The sequence below is a fragment of the Mesoflavibacter sp. CH_XMU1422-2 genome (genome assembly GCF_037029245.1).
Classification (GTDB): domain Bacteria; phylum Bacteroidota; class Bacteroidia; order Flavobacteriales; family Flavobacteriaceae; genus Mesoflavibacter; species Mesoflavibacter zeaxanthinifaciens.
The window spans coordinates 65,329-84,903 of the sequence record NZ_JAYMEE010000012.1 but is presented as its reverse complement, the minus strand read 5'-3'; the positions used below and the strand labels follow the sequence as shown (position 1 = coordinate 84,903).

Sequence of the window (19,575 nt, the reverse complement as noted above, 5' to 3'; positions counted from 1 at the left end):
ATTAAACTCGAATTTTTTGTTTAATGAACTCATAAACTTTAAAGACAAGTAAAGACTTTATTTTTTTAATAAATTTTTTTTGAAGTAAGTAATCATTGTATACATGTATGAAATTAGGAAAGTATTCTAAATATAAATTTAAATGTTTTTGATATATATAATCATGTAAACTATCATAGTAGCCTTTTTCATTATAAAACCTACTGGTTAACGTGTCTTTTTCTTGTTTTCTATAATAATATAATACTTCTTCTAATTTGTAAAATTTACCTCCATCTTTTAATGCAGATATCCAAAAATCCCAATCTTCAAATGAACTTAAGTTTTCATCATAACCACCTACTCTTTCAAATGTTTCTTTTTTAAAAATTGAACATGCTATTAAGCAATTTTGTAATAACAACGTTTTGAAGTTGTATTGAGGTAAATTAAACACTTCGTTTTTTGTCCCAAATAATTTAACTTGAGATGTCAAAACCTCTATCTCTGGATCTTTTGAGAGCACTTTTACAGCCTTTTCTAAGTAAGCAATATCTATTTTATCATCTGCGTCTAAAGGAAAAACATATTGAGATGTTACGTGTTTTATACCAAAATTTCTGGCACTTGATAACCCTCCATTTTCTTTTTTTAAATATTTAAATCTAGAATCTTTATCAACCCATTGCAAAGCTATATTCTCTGTGTTATCTGTACTACCATCATTAACAATAATACATTCCCAATTATCATAAGTTTGATTAAGAACTGTTTCTAAAGATGTGCTTAAAAAATGAGCTTGATTGTAACAAGGTACTATAAAAGTAATTTTTATATTTTTATTCATAATTTAATTTTCTCTTTATTGCTTTTGTAATGGTAAACATACCTATTCCTTTTATTTTATAGAGGTTATATTTTATTAAGATTTTATAAAGGATTAAATACATTTTATCAAAATTTGAAAACTCTTCATTTTGTTGTATAACTTTGTCAATTTTATTTACTTGTTTTTTAAACAATTTTTGATTTGGGTATATTTCATTAATTAAAAAATGAATAACAAATTGCCTAAAATTTACTTTTAGTTTTTTATTCAAATAATCACCATTTAAATATTTATTAAATACAATTAACGATGCATCTATCACCTTTTTATGATGGCTATAGGTACTTTTGCTTCCTGGCTCACTTCTATAATAATTATCTATAATATTTAACCTAAAATTATGTAAGGGCTTACTTAGTAACACTCTGATATGAAAATCTACATCTTGTAATCTTGGTAATTTTTCATCAAATCTTATATTATTTATAGTTATTCTTTTCCATAAAACACTCATAGTAGTCCAAGGTAAATCGTATTTTAGAAAATGTTTCAAATATTTTTCAGAAGAAGTATTTGAAGCAAACTTATTAATGGATCTTTCTCCTTTTACACCTTTACTGTAATAAGATGTTTCTGCAATAACAAAATCTAAAGAACCATCTCTTTTAAATTCTTTTAATCGATTTTCTAAACAAGTAATCGTTAGTATATCATCGGCGTCTAAAAACAAAATATAATCTCCTTGGCTATTTTCTAAACCAATATTCCTGCAGGCATTTGCGCCTTTTAATCTATTTGGAGGACGTTTTAATATTTTAAATCTATTATCCTTAACTATAAAGTCGTTTATAATGCTTTCTGTGTCATCGGTGCTTCCATCATCTACTATAATGCACTCCCATTGGTTATGGTTTTGAGCCATAACACTATTTAATGTTTCTAAAATTAAATATGAGTTATTGTAAGTTGGTATGATTATGGTAACAAATTGTTTTAGCATAAATTTAAAAGGATTGACTTATATAAATTACAATGTTGTAAACCTATTTTTTTTGAATTATTCTCTTTTAAAGTGGTTTGTAAATTAAGCTCACCTTTATTTGTTTTTTTTGATAAATACTTTGCTTTAGTTAATGCATTTTGTATTGATACAGAATCTTTAGGCTTAAAGACCGGGTTTTTCATGGTTTTCAAAATAGAACCTATATTACCTATATCTGGTCCTAAAACTACTTTACCATAAGAAAACCCTTGATAAATAACTCCAGAATTCAAAGTTTTTATTCTAGGACAAATTACTACATCTGCAGCATTTAAATAATATTTTAATTTGTCTTTATATATTCTGTTTTTTTCAAAGTAAATACCTTTTTTTAGATAATATTGTTTCTTTAATTCATATGTTATTCTTTTTATAGGATTTTTTTTAAACTGAGGTCGTTTACCAAGTATTTTTGTACCGAGTATTAAGAGTAAATCGTTTTTAGCTCTTACTTTTTTAAAAGCTTTAATTATTTGCTTTTCCTCTGCAATATCACGAATTTTACCAAAGCTCAAAAAAAGAAATGTATCTGAAGGTATAGAAATATATTGTTTAGCTTTTTTATTTGGGATTACTATACTATCCTTATAATAATTAACATGTGGAATTACAATATCTTTATTTGTAACTTTAAGATATTTATAACTATAATTTCCTAGATGTATTACTACATCTAAGTATTTATATACTGTAGAATAGAGTATATTATTTAATATATTATCTACATGTGGCAATTCATTATGAAGTGTCATAACAATTTTTGAACCTTTTGACTTCCAAACATTTAACTGAAGTTCTAATTTTTTAATATCTTTTAAATCATAATTATACCATCCTAATAATTCTTCAACCCATTGTATATGTATGATATCAAATTTTTCCTCTTTAGACCAAAAATTAGTTGTATCACATTGTATTATAAACTCTCCTTTAATCTCGTCAACAATACTTTTTACATATGTGTTTTGTGAATTATAATCCGATGTCATTAAAACTTTATACATTCAAATAATTATCTTTGAAATCAACAAGTTCTTTTGCTAATTTTTTATCTATTTCATTAATTACATCATCTCTAGACAATGTAAATTTGTTTTGTTTAAATTTAAACCTTAAAAGTAATGTAATAATAATCTGTTTTATAATAGACAACTTACTATTCAAACTGAAACCAAATGTATGTGATTGATTATTTTTTATTTTAACACTTTTTAACCAATCATCCCATTTTATCTCTGATGTTAGACTTGACTCACTGCCATGTTTTGAGAATTTTACCCTCATCCAAGGTATTCTATATGCATCAGCTAAAATACAACCATGCATTGCTGCAGATAAAATGTTTTTAGAAGATTGTATCTCTTCAATAACTTTATCAATAGGCATAGTAGGTAATATAACATGGATACCTGTTATTTTTTCAAACATTTTCCAATTAAAGTGATTAACATGCCTAAAGTAAGGTATAAAAGAAATTTTATATTTTTTTATGTAATCTTGTTTTGGTAATAATCGTAAAGCGTAAGCAGAATCTGAAATGTATTTGGCTCCTGTAATTTTACTTGAAATAGGTCCTCTAACAAATCTAATATCTATTGGGGCAAAATCTTCAATATTTAGATCAAAATCTCTAATTCCACTTCCAAAAACAACTTTAGTTTTTTCACTTTTAATCCTTTCATCTAAAATAGAACCAACACCTACAAAATCTATATCTTTATATTGAGTAAAGTCACCAAGTAACTTTTCCCATAACCATGGGTTTAAATCGTCTCCAAAATTACCAATATCAGATTTGAAGTATATTAATTTCATTTATTAAATATAATTTTTTTAGATTCTAATTCTTTTTTTTTAGGGAAATAGAAATCTTTAATACTTATTTCTTTATCTAAAAAAGTTTCTTGATCCAAAATAAAATTAAAAGATTGAATATTTTTTATAGGCTTTGGCATGTCATAACCAATTGACAAAAAATAGTCTCTAAACTTAAATATTGATTCAGAACTCTGTGGCGCAACAAAAACTGCTGGTTTGCCCAATGCGTGAGCAAATATAATCCCATGTAGTGAAGATGAATATACAATTTTAGACTTTAAAATTTCTTTAGCTAAAACCTTAGGTGTCATGTCTACATTTAGTATTTTAAATTCTTTCGGGTAATTTTTTTTATAAATAGATATATCTCCATAGTGAGGTATAAAAACAATATTCTTTTCTTTAGATGATTTTAAAGAAACATTACAAACCTCTTTTATTAACAATCCTGGATCATACTCAAATTTCAAATTACTTAAATCAGCTCCATGTTTTTCAAAAAATGACCTTGTTAAAGGACCTCTAACCCCATAAACTTTAGTTTGCGCAATTTCTTTAGATATCGAAGACAAATTATTGCCTTTCCAGCCAATACCACAAACAATATCATTTTCTCTTATAACAGAAGCAACTGAACCTACTAATAGTAGCTTATTATTGCCTGTTCTACAACTGTAAGGTGTTTCATTATATAAGTACTTAATTAGATCTACATTAAAAATATCACCAACATTGCCGTGTTTGAAGCCAAAAACTTCTTTTTTTAAAATTGATTGCTTTAAATTTTGTAACCTACTTAATTTTCTATCATTCCAATAATATGTTCTTAGCGCCATAACTTGTTTATCTTAATTTTTTTTAATCGCCAATCAACATCATTAATACCATAACCTATAATTACATAATCTTTATCTAACTTATATAAACCAGAAAAATAGGTACAAGATATTAAGTTTTTATTAAACTTAAATTTTACTCCTAAAAGAGATTTTAGAGAATGTATATATAGGCCTTGTTTTTTTTCACAAATCATTGTCTCTGTATTTAACTTAAAAAAGCTACCTAGGTATAACCGTTTATTTTTTCTATTTATTTTTTTATGCCCAATAAAACCATAAACATTTTCTTTTAAAACAACTAAAGGCGTACCAATACTATAAGATCTGTTAAAATTATTTTTTTTTACGTATTCCCTAAAAATCAATTTATTATCATTTTTAGATTCCTCTTTTAAAATAGTCAAACTATTTAAATCATACAGTACGTGTATAGAATCATCCTTATAAAAAAAAGCCCAGTTTTTTTCTATTTTATTTCTTTCAGAAAAAAAACAGTTATAATAATCTGAAATACAATTTTTATTAAGCTTAAAAAGTACAATATTATTATTACCCTTTTCTACGTAACCTGAATTAAAAGTACACCAAACTGATTTATTCATTATAAATAATTTTGGATCTGCTACTTTATTTAAGTTTATTTTATTTTTAAAATATTTGCTTAAATCAAAAGTTTCAAAACTATCAACCCTATCCCAGATATATAATAGTGAAAGAACTGCTTTCTTTTTTTTACAGTAAACACGTATTGCCAAGTAATGTATATGATTATATTTCACATAACTTGGATTGAAAACATAAGAATATTTTATTAACTCCTGCTTGATCAAATTTGGTAAATTATAATTTGATGAACTCCAAAAAGTATATATCATTTAAATTTATTTTTCAAAAAAATTAATAACCGCTTGTAAAAAAGTTTTTTGCGAGATTTTTTTGGTAGAGTATACTCTTTTAAATAATTAACAGGCACCAAACTAGAAGTTAAATTTAATTTTTTTTGGGTAAGATTATAATTTTTAATTTTAATTTCAGGTTTACCAGTAAAATGTAAAATTAATGGTTGGTGTACATCGGTTTGTTCTAAGTTTTCAAAGCGACTATTAAAGGTTTTATAATCATGTAAATCTAAACCATTAATAAATTTTTGTTGAGTATGTAATAGATAAACCATAGCATCTTGATCTCCATTAGTAAAGTATCCCAACTCAGATTGCCACCAACTTTTAACTTCTTGCAAATTTTGATTAATTACGCACTTTAGAAAATCTTTTGATAATGAATTACACTGAAGTATAAATTGCCCAGAACTAAAAGGTGTTTTAAGGGTTTTAAAAGTTGGACTTTTGCATAAAGATATAAAAGCATTATTTTTTGGTTTGTAATCCATAACATCTTTATCAAAGTCGAAAAAGAAAGCATCATCGTCAATCCAAATCAAATAATCAAAAAAATCAAAATAAGCTAATAAGTAATAAATTTTATTTAAATATAAATTTTTTGCTTTAGTTGGCCAATTACAATGTATATAAGTGTACCCAAATTTATCAGCATACAATTTATGATTAACTGAAGAATCAAAAGTAGTTTCTGGATAACGTCCTGAAATTATAACAACTTTCATTTAAAATTTTATTTTTACAACACTTATATTACTCTTCAATTAAAAGTTTTATATTATCAACTGTATTCAAATCTGTTTCAAAAAACTTTATATTTCTTTCTATTTTTGAATCGCTCCAGCACCACCATTTAACTTCTAACAACTGCTCTATAATATTTGCAGAAAATCTATAGCCTACTCTTTTTGCTGGTATACCAGCAAAAATCTCATAATCTCCAATGTTTTTAGTAACTACAGCTCCTGCTCCTATGCAAGCTCCATTACCTATAGTTACTCCAGACATTATTTTAACCCCATCGCCAATCCAAACATCATTTTTAATAATAACAGGTCCTTTTGTTCTTTCTTTAGATTTTTTTTCTTCCCCTGGATGGTTTTTATTAAAATACTTACGGTATAAATATCCTTGCGTAGTAGCATATTTAGTATCATGGTTAGATGTATAAACACTAATATTTTTACCAAAAGAACAAAAAGAACCTATTTCAACAAATTCATCACCAGTGATTAATAAATTTTTATTGTAAAAAGAGTTCCTTCCAGCCTTTAATTTATGAGAAGATTCAATAAAATTGGTTCTTCTATCAATATCTTTTTGAAAAAATTGTAAGCCTTTTCTTAATTGTATGGAAAAATATTTAATATCCCATATTGGAGAATCTTTAAATTCTTGATTTTTTTTTGTTAATTCTGCCTCATTTAAATCTATATTATGAAATCGTTTCCATAATATTGACTTACGTTCATCATTTAAATATACACTTTCATTACTTTCAAAATCGACCCCAAAAGCATGTAGTTTAGGCTTATTAATTTTTATCTTATTTAAAATCGAATATGAACTTGCCCATATTAAATCAAAATACTTTAATTGATTTAATTTAGTTTCACTAAGGATTTTATTGATATATATACCCTTTTTTATTTTTATCTTTCTAAAAAATCTAAGACTAATTCTTGTATCAGACATGAAGTATATTATAAAATCAAATAAACCAATATTAATTTTATTTTTCTTAATATCTTTCAAAGAATATTTTTGAATATCATAATCTTCACTTATAATATTTAATGCATTATTAAAATCTAAATCTATTTCATTATCGTTGTCACATATTAATAAAATACTTTTTATTGAAATTATCTTTTCTTTCTTTGTAAAAGTATTATGTGAAAACATTTTATATGTTTTCTTAAATATTTTATTGATTAATAATCCAATCTGCATTTGAAAAAATTAAGCTATTTGAAGATTTTTCTTTAGTAATAATATGATATTTTAAATTAGGTTTATCTGCTAAAACTTCTATTTGTGCCTGCTTTATCTTCATATCTAAAACTTCCTTACCATCAGCAAACCCCATAGAAATATCATAAATTCCATTAAGTAGATACAGACTGCCTACACTTAGCTTTATAGTAAAATCCTTATATATATTATTATCTAAAGGTGAGACTACAAAATCATTTGAACGCCAAGTTACAATATTAACATTTTGTAGATCACTCAATCTCAAACTAAAAATAGGGTTTCTAACAGTCCTTTTTACATCTAATTCAATTTCAAAAGTAAATTTTTCACCTGATTTTAATTGTGAGGTGTTTTTATTTTTAGAATTAAAAATCGAGATAGATTTTATTTTTACAGAGTCAATATTATTTTCGGTATTAAAATTTATTTTACTTTTTGTCACACTATTACTGCTCAAATATTTATTAACTACTTCATCTACTTTACCATCAAACTTGACTTCTCCATTAGATAATAAAATAGCTCTTGTACATAAGTCTTGTATCGCTGCCATATTATGGCTTACAAACAAAACGGTACGTCCATCGCCTTTACTTATATCTTGCATCTTACCTATGGCTTTTTTCTGAAACTCAGCATCACCTACTGCCAACACCTCATCTACAACTAAAATATCTGGTTCTAGATGAGCAGCTACTGCAAATGCTAACCGTACACGCATACCACTACTATAACGCTTTACTGGTGTATCTATATAACCTTCACAACCACTAAAGGCAATAATTTCGGCTTCTTTACTTTTTATTTCGGCTTTGGTCATCCCTAATATAGCGCCGTTAAGATAAATATTTTCTCTACCGGTCATTTCTGGATGAAACCCTGTACCAACCTCTAATAAAGATGCTATACGTCCTTTAGTTTTTATCTCGCCTATTGTTGGTAAAGTTACTTTAGATAAAATTTTGAGCAAAGTAGATTTGCCAGCACCATTTTTACCAATTATCCCCAATACCTCACCACGTTGTACTTCAAAATTAATATCTTGTAAGGCCCATACATAATTAGAACCTCCTTTTTTACTACGGTCATTACTTTCGCCAATTTTTAAAAATGGGTCTTCTTTACCACGTATAAGATACCACCAACGTTTTAAGTCATCACTTAAGGTTCCGGTTCCTACCAACCCTAAACGGTATTGTTTAGAGACACCTTCGGCTTTTAATATGATATTATCTTTTGACATTCTTTTTTTACTTAATACTTCCTTAACACTAACTACTAAATACTCACTACTCACAACTAACTACTAACTACTAACTACTCACCACCATCACACCGTATCAATAAACGATTTTTCTGTTCTATTAAACACAATTAATCCAACTAAAAATATAAACACACTAATAGTTAAAGTATATACAAATTTAAAGGTATCAAAACTGCCTGTATCTAACAGCATAAATCTAAACCCTTCTACCACTTGCGTTAACGGATTATACTCTACAAACGCAGAAACATAACTAGGAAATTTTGCTTTAGCTTCAGACACAGGATAAGGGACTGCCGATAAATACATTAGTAAAGACACCCCAAAACCAATTAGCACCGTTAAATCTCGATATTTAGTAGTCATAGAAGATAAAATCATACCAAAACCCAACCCTAATAATGCCATGATCAACACATAAACAGGCAATAAAACTATAAGATTATTAATCGTTAAATCATAGCCAGCAAACACATAATACAAGTAAAAAATTGTAAAAATTAATAACTGTATTCCAAACTTAACCAAGTTAGAAATAGTTACTGTCATTGGCATAATGACTCTAGGAAAATAGACCTTGCCAAAAATACTCTGGTTTTTAACAAAGGTATTAGAAGTACCCGTTAAGCATTCTTTAAAATAGTTCCAAGCCGTAATCCCTGCCATATTAAATAAAAACGGAGGCACAGACCCTGTTTGGATTTGTCCTAAATTATTAAAAACTAAGGTAAAGACTAAAGCCGTAAATAAAGGCTGTATTAAAAACCATAAAGGACCTAAAATGGTTTGTTTATAAACGGTTATAATATCACGTTTAACAAATAAAAAAAGTAAATCACGATAACGCCAAATCTCTTTAAAATTGAGATCTATTAGCTTTTTTTTGGGTGAAATGGTATATAACCAGTCTTCAGACTTATGTGATGTATTCAAAATCTGTGTTTTATTGCTACAACACAAATAAACGATTTTTTGGTGTTTAAACGCAAAAAAACAACAGTTTATAGAGAAAAATCTTAAAAAAGAAAAGGAAAGGCTATTAGAGAAATAGCTCTTGAAGAAAATAGAAACGTCTTAGGCGGATTTTGAAGTAGACGCACCTTTAATATTGTTGACCATGTTAAACACCTCTTCATAAGGTAAATCCATGTAGTCACAGAATTCTTTGATAGTTACTGGCTGATAACTTTTTTTCTTATGACTATCTTTAATAGCTCTAATGATAGTTCTAGCATGTGAAATGCTTTTACCTAAAACTATGGATGCTTGTTTAGTATCTATGCATATGGTTTGTAACTTCATTTAACTTATTTTTTAATTTTCTGTGTCGTTCAAATTGAACTTGTCGATTACTTCTGTCTAGGTACTTCATTTCTTTAATTTTTAGTTTATTATTGATAATTAGTTTAGAATGCTAAGTTACCTTGTTTTATCATTGGGTTATTATTTTTTAAACAACTGTTTTCCACATAATTATCAACAATCACACTTAAAAACCGATGTATCCCTCATTATTACTAGACTGAGGTATACTATTGAAAAATCAAAAAAAATCTTACTTAAACCAGTTATCGTAGGAATCATCACTTTAATCGATGAAGTGTATCGGTGGTTAGTGGTTAGTGGTTAGTGGTTAGTGGTTAGTAAAAATATCTAAAAATCTAGTAATTTAAATATAAGTTATTAGTGAAACTGCTGCGCGTTTTGAGACAAACTCTCCGTCTTTACTTTGTAAAGCCACCTCTCTTGAGCTTAAGAGAGGAGCTGGTTATGGAGATTATTTAATTTATTTTAAGAAATATATTCTTCTAAACTTCTAAAAACAGAAGTCAAGTTATCAAAAACCATTTTATTCTCAAACCTAATCACAGTATATCCCAAGCTATTCAAGTAATTAGTCCTAAGTTGATCCTTTTCTGCTTGCACAGCATTATTGTGTACCTCACCATCTAACTCTATAATCAGATTAAGTTTTGCACAATAAAAGTCAACAATATAATAACTTATACTATGCTGCCTAGTAAATCTTAAATCATGAAATTGTTTTGCTTTTAAATGAGACCATAAAAAAGCTTCAGCAGGTGTTAAGCTTTGTCTAAATTCAGCTCTAAGACCTTTAAGTTCTGTTTTACTATGTATTCGTTTTCTATACATTAAATTAAAAATAGACAATAATTTTGATTATTAAAACAACTTCGTGTTTTTAGGACAAACTCTCCGTCATAACTGCGTTATGCCACCTCTCTTTAGCTAAAGAGAGGAGCTAGTTACATAAATTAATTAAACATTGGAAAAAAAAGTTTGAGAACAAACTCATTACAAAAACACAGAACAAAGCAATCCATCACAACAATATCCCCCAAACATAAACAAAACCTTCCCAGCTCTCCTCTTCAGATGAAGAGGAGAATGAATTTCTGTTTTAACTTAAGAAATTAGAAAGAAAGAGGAGTTTGAAACACTTAATTACTATTCTGTATTTATTTCTAATGGAAAACGACTTCGTGTTTTAAGACAAAATCTCCTTAATAACTAAGTTATACCACCTCTCTTTTAGCTAAAGAGAGGAGCTGGTTTGGGTAGTTTTAAGTTGGGGGATTTTATTAATAAAAAAGAGGAAGTTTATTTAGCTTCCTCTTTTTTTGGTTTTTGATTTACTTGATTATAAAATCTCAAGAATCTGCAGTACATTAAATGCTCCATTGTTAAGCACATATTGACTACCATTAATCTCTTGAAAAAACGCGAGTTTTAAAAAGAAATAGGTTTGCCCTGTACCAGTTGGCATTGAAGACGGTGTTGGATTGACATCTATTACTGTACTATTTAACGGTACATTAATAGGTGTACTTAACACCAACTCTTTCTCTTGTGTTTGAAAATCTAAATTTAAAACACCTACTTGAAAGTTTACATGTGTAGCCCCTCCTGGTGCGTTAATGTGCTGTAACGGATTAAGTCCTGTAATTGTTACCTCACCAGTAGTTGTATCTAACTGGTACTCTGTTTGCAAGATAGCATCTAAAGCAGCATTTTGATTGAAATCAAATGCTTTAAGAGCATTTTTACCCACATCGGTTACCATACCTACTCCAACATTACGATTACCTCTAGTAGATGTAGCATCTGCATTTTTAACTACACTAAGTACTTTAGCTAACCTACTTGTTACACGACCATCTTTAACATCTGCTAATAAAGGCGTTATTGCGTGCCTTAATGTTTTACCGCTTTTTGCAACATGTCCGAACTCGGATAAATTTTCTCTTGTTCTTACAAAAGCTGGATCGTTTTGAATTCTGTTTTTGGAAACACCGCCCTTAGTACGTACCAAGTAACCGTCTTTACCTTTGTAGAAGGTCATCCCATCTAGGGTTCCTTCAATCTTAATTAGGCTTTTTAATTTTGCCATAATCTTTACAATTTTGTGCGCTTTGAGGCGCGTTATACAATAATTTTAAAAAAGTAACTTGTTATGTATGAGCTCCTACTGATAACAATTATTACTTTACTTTGTCAAAATTATGTCTAGTTTACAGTACTGATTTTCAAAATTGTTGCTTTGGCTAATTATTGTTATTTATTGTTTGAAACTATTTTTTAGAGCACTTTTTAGGTCTTTTAATACATCTTATACTTTTATTTTAGCTTTGTTGATTTTTACAGTTTTTGCTGTTTTTGTTCATTTTTGTTGTTATTATCACTTTCTGTTTATTTAACATTGGTATAGGTTTGACATAAGGTATCTATAAGGAATGTATTGAGATGGGATAAGATAAGTAGTTAGTAACTAGTAGTTAGTAAAGTTGTGAAATGCATAGTATTTTTAGAATCTATCAATACAATGATATATAGATCCAAATATCAGTTATTAATAAAACAGCTTCGCGTTTTGCGTCAAACTCTCCGTCATAACTGCGTTATACCACCTCTCTTTAGCTAAAGAGAGGAGCTGGTTTGGATAATTTATTAATATTGAAAAAAAGAGGAGTTTAAAGTATGAAGTTAAATATATATGATTGTTTATTGAAAAAACTATGCCTTAGTCATTTCGAGCACAGCGAGAAATCTCAAATGAGTTAGCAGTTAGAAAGCATCTCAAATAATCCAACAATCGAGAAATCCAAATAGATTCCTTCGGTCATACTTCCCTCGGAATGACAACGTCTTTTCTATTTAATAAAGGATAATTAAAAGATCCTCTGTCATTCAGAGCTGTCACATTGAGCGCAGTCGAAATGAAAGTAAAGATTCTAAAAAATCGTCATTTCGAACGAAGAGAGAAATCACAAAAGAAGCATGAAGAAAATAGTGTTTAGTAAAAGTGTTCTAATAATCTAAAAATCGAACAATCGTAAATCACAAATTGTAAATAAAAACACCGATTCCTTCGGTCATACTTCCCTCGGAATGACAATATCTTTTCTATTAAGCTACAATATAATTAAAACCTCCTCTGTCATTTCGAAGGAGGCACGACTGAGAAATCTCATACGAGTAATGAGTAATGAGTAATGAGTAAAAAATCTAAAATAATCTAACAACTCAACAATCGAGCAATCGAGCAATCGAGTAATCTAACAATCGAATAATCCAAAAAAACCTACTTTCTAAAAATCCTTTTCACCTTATCCATCAAAGACACTTTCTTAGGTCCATTATCATGATATCCATTACCATAAGCACCATAACCGTAACCATAGCCATATCCGTATCCATAACCATAACCGTATGTACCTTTTTGATTAAAGTAATTGTATAAGAAACTAATATTCTTCACCTCTCCTTTTTGATGTTTATCTTTAATCAGTTGTAACATGTCTTTTTTGGTGTAATCCTGACGCACAACATATAAGGTCGCATCAGCGTATTCAATAAGTTCTAGCGCATCTGCAACTAGGCCAACAGGAGGCGTGTCTAATATAATATAATCATACTTAGATTTAAGCTCTTCGATAAGCGCATCCATTTTTTCACCAATCAATAACTCAGAAGGATTTGGAGGTATTGGTCCAGAAGTAATAACATCCAAATCTTCCATCATAGTCTTTTGGGTAACTTCCTCTAAAGACATCTGACCAATCAAGTAATTAACCGCACCAATGTTATTATCAATGTCAAAATCTCCAAATATTTTAGGCTTACGCAAATCTAATCCTACCAACACAGTTTTCTTACCACTAAGAGCAAATACAGAAGCTATATTAATAGAACAAAACGTTTTACCTTCACCACTAATAGAAGATGTAAGCATCACTGTTTTTGTACCTTCTACATCATGCTTTTTATACATAAACTGTAAGCTAGAACGTACAGCTCTAAATGCTTCAGCTATAGCAGATTTTGGTTTATTAAGTACAGCTAAGTTATTTTCACTTTCATTTTTACCAACTACACCTAGTAAAGGGATTTTAGTTAAGTCTTTTAAATCGTTTGGACTATGCAATTTATGATCAAAAAACGTCACTAAAAAAGCAATGATTAGTATAGGAATTAAAGCGCCTAAAACTGCAAAAACATATCGTATATTTAAGTTTCTAGTCACTCTACCCTGACCCGTATCTTTAGCTGGTTCTAACAAGTTAATATCAGATACGTTAGAAGCTTTAACCAATTCTGCTTCACCGCGTTTTGCTAAGTACAAATTATAAGTATTTTGACTTAACAAATACTCGCGCTCTATGGCTTGTAGTTGTTGCTGACTTTCTGGTAACGTAGAAAACTCGCGCTCTACATTATATATCTTATTATTTATAGATTGAATTTGATACCTGATATTAGTTTTTGCTGAAGAAATACTTTCAAACATCACCTTTTTTAACCCATCAATTTGACGGTTCAAATCATCAAAAATTGACACATTATCTCGTACAGAATATTCTAATTTAGATTTTTCTGATGAAATTTGAATCATTTGAGAAATTAACCCTTGTATATTCCCATCACTAATACCTTCAATAACTGGCGCAGGAAAACTAGTAAAATCATCACTAGTTTCTAAATAATTTTTCAGCAAGTCGTAAGACATTAGCTGCTTTTCGTAACTTTCCTTTTGCGTCTCATAATTAGTAATTTTACTAGATAGTTCACCCGTTTCGTTTTCTAGATTATATAGCTTATTATCTCGTTTAAACTCATTTAAAGAGTCTGCCTTTTTTGTTAAATCACCTTTAACCCTAGACAACTGTTTATCAATAAAATTAATGGTATTAACCGCATACTGATTTTTCTTTTCTAGCTGATCACGATCTAATATGTATATAGAGGTGTTTAAATAGTCAACTATTTTAGCTTTATTTTTATTGGTCAACCTAATACTAAGCAAAGGAGAACGCTCTTCATTAACGACAACATAAGATCTTAAAAAGCCAGAAACCGCACTATTAAAACTAGTATATTGTATAAAGTAAGTTTTACCTACAGGTATACTAAAATCTTCACGTAATTCAATACTTCCCTTTAAAAAAGGTAAATTAATATACTCGCCTATTTGATAGCGTTTTTTTAATGTTGGTTGAGTTACTGGTAAGCGTTTCACTTCTTTACTTACAAAATTCTGAGTTGCAATAGTTTCTGCTTCACCAAAATCGTAAGATAAATCAAAAGAAGTAGCATCAATAAACTCTACCTTAATAGGATGTCCTAAAACCTGATATGCGCTATCTAACCCTACAAATTTAAAAGGAACACTGCCGTACATATCCGTTTTATAAAAACGACCCTGAGTCAAATAACTCAAATATAAATCTAAACTATCAACGACCTTTTCATGATGTTCTCTAGATTTTAAGTTAAGAAGTACTTCTTGTACTTTACCAGAAATACCACCATAATTAAAAATTAAACTTGTATTAGAAGTAAATAACGGATTTTTATCATCTTGCACCGTAATTTTAGCATCTAATGTATAAGGAAATTCTTCTCTTATATTTTGTTGATATACAATATAGACTCCAACAATTAAAGCCAACAAAAACCACTTCCAATAACTTAAAGCTCTAAAAACAAAAGCTTTAAAATCAAACATTTGCACATCTTGCTCTTGGACTTGATTTTCCATATTATAAATTTCTTGCTAAAAAGTAAGTACTAACTAATACCGAAAAGATACTTGCTACCGTAGTTATGGTTTGTGTTGCGGTTTGACCTGCTCCTAAAGCCTTTCGTTTTAAAGGTTTAACCATAATAATATCATTAGGCTGTATATAATAAAACTCAGATTCCATTGCAGCTATATCGGTCAAATCTATATGATGTATTTTTTGTCCATCAGGATATTGCCTTACAATTAGTACATCTTTACGATCTCCTGTTTGTGCAATATCACCTGCATTAGCAACCGCTTCAAGTATATTAACGCGTTCTCTATATAATACTTGGGTCCCTTTATTTCCAATTTCACCAAGCGTGGTATATCTTAAACCTGCTAGTTTTACGGTCACAAAGATTTGCGCTGTTTCTTTAAAATACTTCTCTAGCAACAAATCCTTTACCTTATCTTCTATTTCTTCTACAGTGTATCCTAACACGTTAATCTCACCTAATATTGGAAATTCGATATTACCATGTAAATCCACAGTAAAACCATTAAAATAAAGACCTTGTTCAGACTGCCCTATATTACCTCCAGCATTAGTATTAGTTGGGTTAAAAATCTTTACCAATTCTTCATCTAAAGCTTTTACGTTAATACTTAAAATATCATCTATCTGCACACGGTATGGTTGTGCTAACGCTTTAATCTGCAGTGAATCATTAGCTATTGTCCCTTTGTTTTGTAAGTAAACAACGTCTTTATTTGTAATACAAGAAGAACTAAAAAGAACTAAAACAAGCAGTAAACAAGCAATAAGTGGCTTCATATAGAGGCATTTGATAAGTGACAAATATAGTTTTTCAACCTGAAAAATAAAACTTTTACCGAAGATTTCAACCGCTTAACTGTTTTACTAAAATTACAGATTAGCAATTGTAAATTAATTATTGGTTAACATCTCAAACAATCAAACTATTGTCACTTCAAGTCATAACGAAACGTAAGTAAACCATATCAAGAAGCATCTCCAAGTCATTTCGATGGAGGCGCGACTGAGAAATCTCATATGAGTAATGAGTAATGAGTAATGAGTAAAATACCTCAAATAATCTAACAATCCGACAATCTAAAAAAAACCGTCATTTCGAGCACAGCGAGAAATCACACAAAAAGCTCTAACCACGAAAAACCAAACACAAAACACCAAATCGTCGTTGCGAGGACGCAGGACGAAACAATCTCATAATCCAACAATCGAGCAATCCAAACAGATTCCTTCGGTCATACTTCCCTCGGAATGACAACGTCTTTTCTATTTAACCAAGTATAATTAAAACCTCCTCTGTCATTCAGAGCTGTCACATTGAGCGCAGCCGAAATGAAAGCGAGGAATCTAAACACCCTAAATCGAACAAGCCAATAATCGAGCTATCGTCACTTCGAGTGATGCCGAAGCATGAGGCATTGTATCGAGAAGCTTGAAGCACATAGTTAGAAGCATGAAGATGAATAATAACACACATTTCAAGTTATTAAATAAAATGAATTTATCCTTTGTCATTTCGATGAAGGCACGACTGAGAAATCTCATATGAGTAATGAGTAATGAGTAATGAGTAAAAAATCTCAAATAGTCTAACAATCCACAATCGAGCTATCGTCACTTCGAGTGATGCCGAAGCATGAGGCATTGTATCGAGAAGCAACAAAAAACTAAATCCACAAACTTTCGCCTTTCAACTTAAAACTAATATTCCCATCTTTGCAAAAAAGAACACTTTGAATTACTTAACTGTAGAAAATATTTCTAAATCCTATGGAGAGCGTACATTGTTTAAAGACCTCTCTTTTAGTGTACACAAGGATCAAAAAATTGCATTTGTAGCAAAAAATGGTACCGGAAAAACTTCCATTCTTAATATTCTAGCTGGTTTTGACGCTCCAGATACTGGTCAAATTATCTACCGTAAAGACATAAAAGTAGCATTTTTACCGCAAGAACCTAATCTAGATCCTAATTTAACTATAGAGCAAACTATATTTAATGCAGATAACCCTATATTAGACATTATTGCTAATTACGAAAAAGCTTTACAAAATCCAGAAGACACAGAAGCTTACCAAACAGCGTTTGAGCAAATGGAAAGGCATCAAGCTTGGGATTTTGAAACTCAATACAAGCAAATTCTTTTCTTGTTAAAACTAGACAACTTAGACCAAAAAGTAAACAACTTATCTGGTGGACAAAAAAAACGTCTAAGCTTAGCAAACGCATTAATTAATAAACCAGATTTATTAATCCTAGACGAGCCTACCAACCATCTTGATTTAGAAATGATTGAGTGGTTAGAAGGCTTCTTTGCTAAAGAAAACATCACCTTGTTTATGGTAACGCACGACCGTTATTTTTTAGAACGCGTCTGTAACGAAATAATAGAATTAGATCACGGAGAGCTTTACACCTATAAAGGCAACTATTCTTATTACTTAGAGAAAAAAGAAGAACGTATTTTAAGAGAACAAACCGAAGTTAACAAAGCAAAACAACTCTATAAAAAAGAGCTAGGTTGGATGCGCAGACAACCTAAAGCTCGTACAACAAAATCTAAATCTAGAATAGACGACTTTGCCGAAATAAAACACAAAGCACACCAACGCCGTAAAGATCATGTTGTAGAGTTAGAGATAAATATGGAACGTCTTGGTAGTAAGATTGTAGAGTTAGTAAAACTTTCAAAATCTTTTAAAGACAAGATCATTTTAGACCAATTTAGCTACAACTTTCAAAAAGGTGAGCGTGTTGGAATTATTGGTAAAAACGGAACAGGTAAATCCACCTTTTTAAATATCCTTACAGAAACCGCACAACCAGATAGCGGTAAGATTATTATTGGAGAAACGGTTAAATTTGGATACTACACTCAAGCAGGAATTAACCCAAAAGAAGGACAAAAAGTAATTGATGCTGTTAGAGAATTTGGTGATTATATTCCACTAAAAAAAGGACGTCAAATTAGTGCGCAACAATTATTAGAACGTTTCTTGTTTGACCGTAAAAAACAATATGATTTTGTCGAAAAACTTAGTGGTGGCGAGCGTAAACGTCTATACTTATGTACCGTTTTAATTCAAAACCCTAACTTTTTAATCTTAGACGAGCCGACTAACGATTTAGATATAGTCACACTTAATGTCTTAGAAGACTTTCTATTAGATTTTCCTGGTTGTTTAATTGTGGTCTCTCACGACCGCTATTTTATGGATAAGATTGTAGACCATCTTTTAGTCTTTAAAGGTGAAGGTAAAATTGAAGATTTCCCTGGTAATTATACAGATTACCGCATTTATGAAGACAGTAAACCACCAGAAATAGCTTCTGAAGATAAAAAGGAAAAGAAAACTTGGAAAAAAGACAGCAATAGTAATCTGTCTTATAATGAACAAAAAGAATACAAAAACTTAGAAAGCAAGATTAAGTCCCTAGAGTTTGATAAAAAGGAATTAGAGCAACAATTCTTAAATCCTGACTTAACACAAGACCAAATAACAGAACTGTCTAATAAAATGCAAACGATTATAGATAGTATAGAAGAAAAAGAATTACGTTGGTTAGAACTAGCAGAAAAAATGGAAAACGAGTAAAACTAGTGATTAATAACTGATCACTAATGATTGATAACTGATGACTATAAAAAATTCCTTTAGTCATTTCGAGCACAGCGAGAAATCACACAAAAAGCATAAAACTAGATGTACTCAGACCAAGGAAGAGTTAGCAGTTAGTAAATATCTAATAATCCAAAAATCTAATAGTCCAGTAATCTAAAAAATCGTCACTTCGAGTGATGCCGAAGCATGAGGCATTGTATCGAGAAGCTAAAGAATAAAC

At 29.5% G+C, this 19,575-nt stretch carries 16 protein-coding genes; 1 reads left to right on the top strand and 15 read right to left on the bottom strand.

All coding sequences use genetic code 11. The features are described 5' to 3' along the window. Position 1: 1 nt before the first annotated feature. The 15 genes from WA340_RS03010 to WA340_RS02940 form a co-directional block, all read right to left on the bottom strand. Positions 2 to 826 carry a glycosyltransferase family 2 protein gene (locus WA340_RS03010; RefSeq protein ID WP_336127226.1) on the bottom strand — a complete coding sequence of 275 codons (825 nt, stop codon included), beginning with the start codon at positions 824 to 826 and terminating at the stop codon, positions 2 to 4. Beyond that, positions 819 to 1,808 (bottom strand): glycosyltransferase family 2 protein, encoded by a 990-nt coding sequence (locus WA340_RS03005; RefSeq protein ID WP_336127225.1) that lies wholly within the window; start codon positions 1,806 to 1,808, stop codon positions 819 to 821. The genes WA340_RS03010 and WA340_RS03005 overlap by 8 nt, the downstream gene beginning before the upstream one ends. Beyond that, positions 1,802 to 2,854: a hypothetical protein gene (locus WA340_RS03000; protein ID WP_336127224.1), complete on the bottom strand. Its 1,053-nt coding sequence runs from the start codon at positions 2,852 to 2,854 to the stop codon at positions 1,802 to 1,804. The genes WA340_RS03005 and WA340_RS03000 overlap by 7 nt, the downstream gene beginning before the upstream one ends. Next, the gene (locus WA340_RS02995; protein ID WP_336127223.1) at positions 2,847 to 3,665 is read right to left on the bottom strand and encodes a hypothetical protein; all 819 of its coding nucleotides are present in this window, start codon (positions 3,663 to 3,665) and stop codon (positions 2,847 to 2,849) included. Before WA340_RS02995 ends, WA340_RS03000 begins: the two co-directional genes overlap by 8 nt. Continuing rightward, on the bottom strand, positions 3,662 to 4,504 hold the full coding sequence (locus WA340_RS02990; RefSeq protein WP_336127222.1) for a polysaccharide pyruvyl transferase family protein: 843 nt from the start codon (positions 4,502 to 4,504) through the stop codon (positions 3,662 to 3,664). Before WA340_RS02990 ends, WA340_RS02995 begins: the two co-directional genes overlap by 4 nt. Further along, positions 4,495 to 5,382, bottom strand: coding sequence for a hypothetical protein (locus WA340_RS02985; protein WP_336127221.1), 888 nt, complete (start codon positions 5,380 to 5,382; stop codon positions 4,495 to 4,497). The genes WA340_RS02990 and WA340_RS02985 overlap by 10 nt, the downstream gene beginning before the upstream one ends. Next, positions 5,379 to 6,131: a hypothetical protein gene (locus WA340_RS02980; RefSeq protein WP_336127220.1), complete on the bottom strand. Its 753-nt coding sequence runs from the start codon at positions 6,129 to 6,131 to the stop codon at positions 5,379 to 5,381. Before WA340_RS02980 ends, WA340_RS02985 begins: the two co-directional genes overlap by 4 nt. Positions 6,132 to 6,159: 28 nt before the next feature. After that, entirely contained in the window at positions 6,160 to 7,359 is a 1,200-nt protein-coding gene (locus WA340_RS02975) for a CatB-related O-acetyltransferase (protein ID WP_336127219.1), read from the bottom strand. Continuing rightward, on the bottom strand, positions 7,334 to 8,626 hold the full coding sequence (locus WA340_RS02970; protein WP_336127218.1) for an ABC transporter ATP-binding protein: 1,293 nt from the start codon (positions 8,624 to 8,626) through the stop codon (positions 7,334 to 7,336). The genes WA340_RS02975 and WA340_RS02970 overlap by 26 nt, the downstream gene beginning before the upstream one ends. Positions 8,627 to 8,713: 87 nt before the next feature. Next, complete coding sequence (locus WA340_RS02965; RefSeq protein WP_336127217.1) at positions 8,714 to 9,583, bottom strand: ABC transporter permease; 870 nt, start codon at positions 9,581 to 9,583, stop codon at positions 8,714 to 8,716. A gap of 141 nt (positions 9,584 to 9,724) precedes the next feature. Continuing rightward, positions 9,725 to 9,952, bottom strand: coding sequence for a hypothetical protein (locus tag WA340_RS02960; RefSeq protein ID WP_336127216.1), 228 nt, complete (start codon positions 9,950 to 9,952; stop codon positions 9,725 to 9,727). Between the two features lie 489 nt (positions 9,953 to 10,441). After that, positions 10,442 to 10,804, bottom strand: coding sequence for an endonuclease domain-containing protein (locus WA340_RS02955; protein ID WP_336127215.1), 363 nt, complete (start codon positions 10,802 to 10,804; stop codon positions 10,442 to 10,444). Positions 10,805 to 11,312: 508 nt separating this feature from the next. Beyond that, positions 11,313 to 12,062, bottom strand: coding sequence for a hypothetical protein (locus WA340_RS02950; RefSeq protein ID WP_336127214.1), 750 nt, complete (start codon positions 12,060 to 12,062; stop codon positions 11,313 to 11,315). Between the two features lie 1,191 nt (positions 12,063 to 13,253). Then, complete coding sequence (locus WA340_RS02945; protein ID WP_336127213.1) at positions 13,254 to 15,710, bottom strand: exopolysaccharide transport family protein; 2,457 nt, start codon at positions 15,708 to 15,710, stop codon at positions 13,254 to 13,256. A gap of 1 nt (position 15,711) precedes the next feature. After that, entirely contained in the window at positions 15,712 to 16,512 is an 801-nt protein-coding gene (locus WA340_RS02940; protein ID WP_106679473.1) for a polysaccharide biosynthesis/export family protein, read from the bottom strand. Positions 16,513 to 17,465: 953 nt separating this feature from the next. On the opposite strand from WA340_RS02940, the gene WA340_RS02935 reads away from it, so the two are divergent. Continuing rightward, on the top strand, positions 17,466 to 19,328 hold the full coding sequence (locus WA340_RS02935; RefSeq protein WP_336127212.1) for an ABC-F family ATP-binding cassette domain-containing protein: 1,863 nt from the start codon (positions 17,466 to 17,468) through the stop codon (positions 19,326 to 19,328). Positions 19,329 to 19,575: the final 247 nt, after the last annotated feature.

What these genes read in the sequence shown, in the direction of transcription:
- WA340_RS02990 (WP_336127222.1), bottom strand. Translation starts at nt 4,504, where the DNA reads ATGGCGCTAAGAACATATTATTGGAATGATAGAAAATTAAGTAGGTTA.
- WA340_RS03010 (WP_336127226.1), bottom strand. Translation starts at nt 826, where the DNA reads ATGAATAAAAATATAAAAATTACTTTTATAGTACCTTGTTACAATCAA.
- WA340_RS02985 (WP_336127221.1), bottom strand. Translation starts at nt 5,382, where the DNA reads ATGATATATACTTTTTGGAGTTCATCAAATTATAATTTACCAAATTTG.
- WA340_RS02975 (WP_336127219.1), bottom strand. Translation starts at nt 7,359, where the DNA reads ATGCAGATTGGATTATTAATCAATAAAATATTTAAGAAAACATATAAA.
- WA340_RS02950 (WP_336127214.1), bottom strand. Translation starts at nt 12,062, where the DNA reads ATGGCAAAATTAAAAAGCCTAATTAAGATTGAAGGAACCCTAGATGGG.
- WA340_RS02995 (WP_336127223.1), bottom strand. Translation starts at nt 3,665, where the DNA reads ATGAAATTAATATACTTCAAATCTGATATTGGTAATTTTGGAGACGAT.
- WA340_RS03000 (WP_336127224.1), bottom strand. Translation starts at nt 2,854, where the DNA reads ATGTATAAAGTTTTAATGACATCGGATTATAATTCACAAAACACATAT.
- WA340_RS02980 (WP_336127220.1), bottom strand. Translation starts at nt 6,131, where the DNA reads ATGAAAGTTGTTATAATTTCAGGACGTTATCCAGAAACTACTTTTGAT.
- WA340_RS02940 (WP_106679473.1), bottom strand. Translation starts at nt 16,512, where the DNA reads ATGAAGCCACTTATTGCTTGTTTACTGCTTGTTTTAGTTCTTTTTAGT.
- WA340_RS02955 (WP_336127215.1), bottom strand. Translation starts at nt 10,804, where the DNA reads ATGTATAGAAAACGAATACATAGTAAAACAGAACTTAAAGGTCTTAGA.
- WA340_RS02960 (WP_336127216.1), bottom strand. Translation starts at nt 9,952, where the DNA reads ATGAAGTTACAAACCATATGCATAGATACTAAACAAGCATCCATAGTT.
- WA340_RS02945 (WP_336127213.1), bottom strand. Translation starts at nt 15,710, where the DNA reads ATGGAAAATCAAGTCCAAGAGCAAGATGTGCAAATGTTTGATTTTAAA.
- WA340_RS03005 (WP_336127225.1), bottom strand. Translation starts at nt 1,808, where the DNA reads ATGCTAAAACAATTTGTTACCATAATCATACCAACTTACAATAACTCA.
- WA340_RS02970 (WP_336127218.1), bottom strand. Translation starts at nt 8,626, where the DNA reads ATGTCAAAAGATAATATCATATTAAAAGCCGAAGGTGTCTCTAAACAA.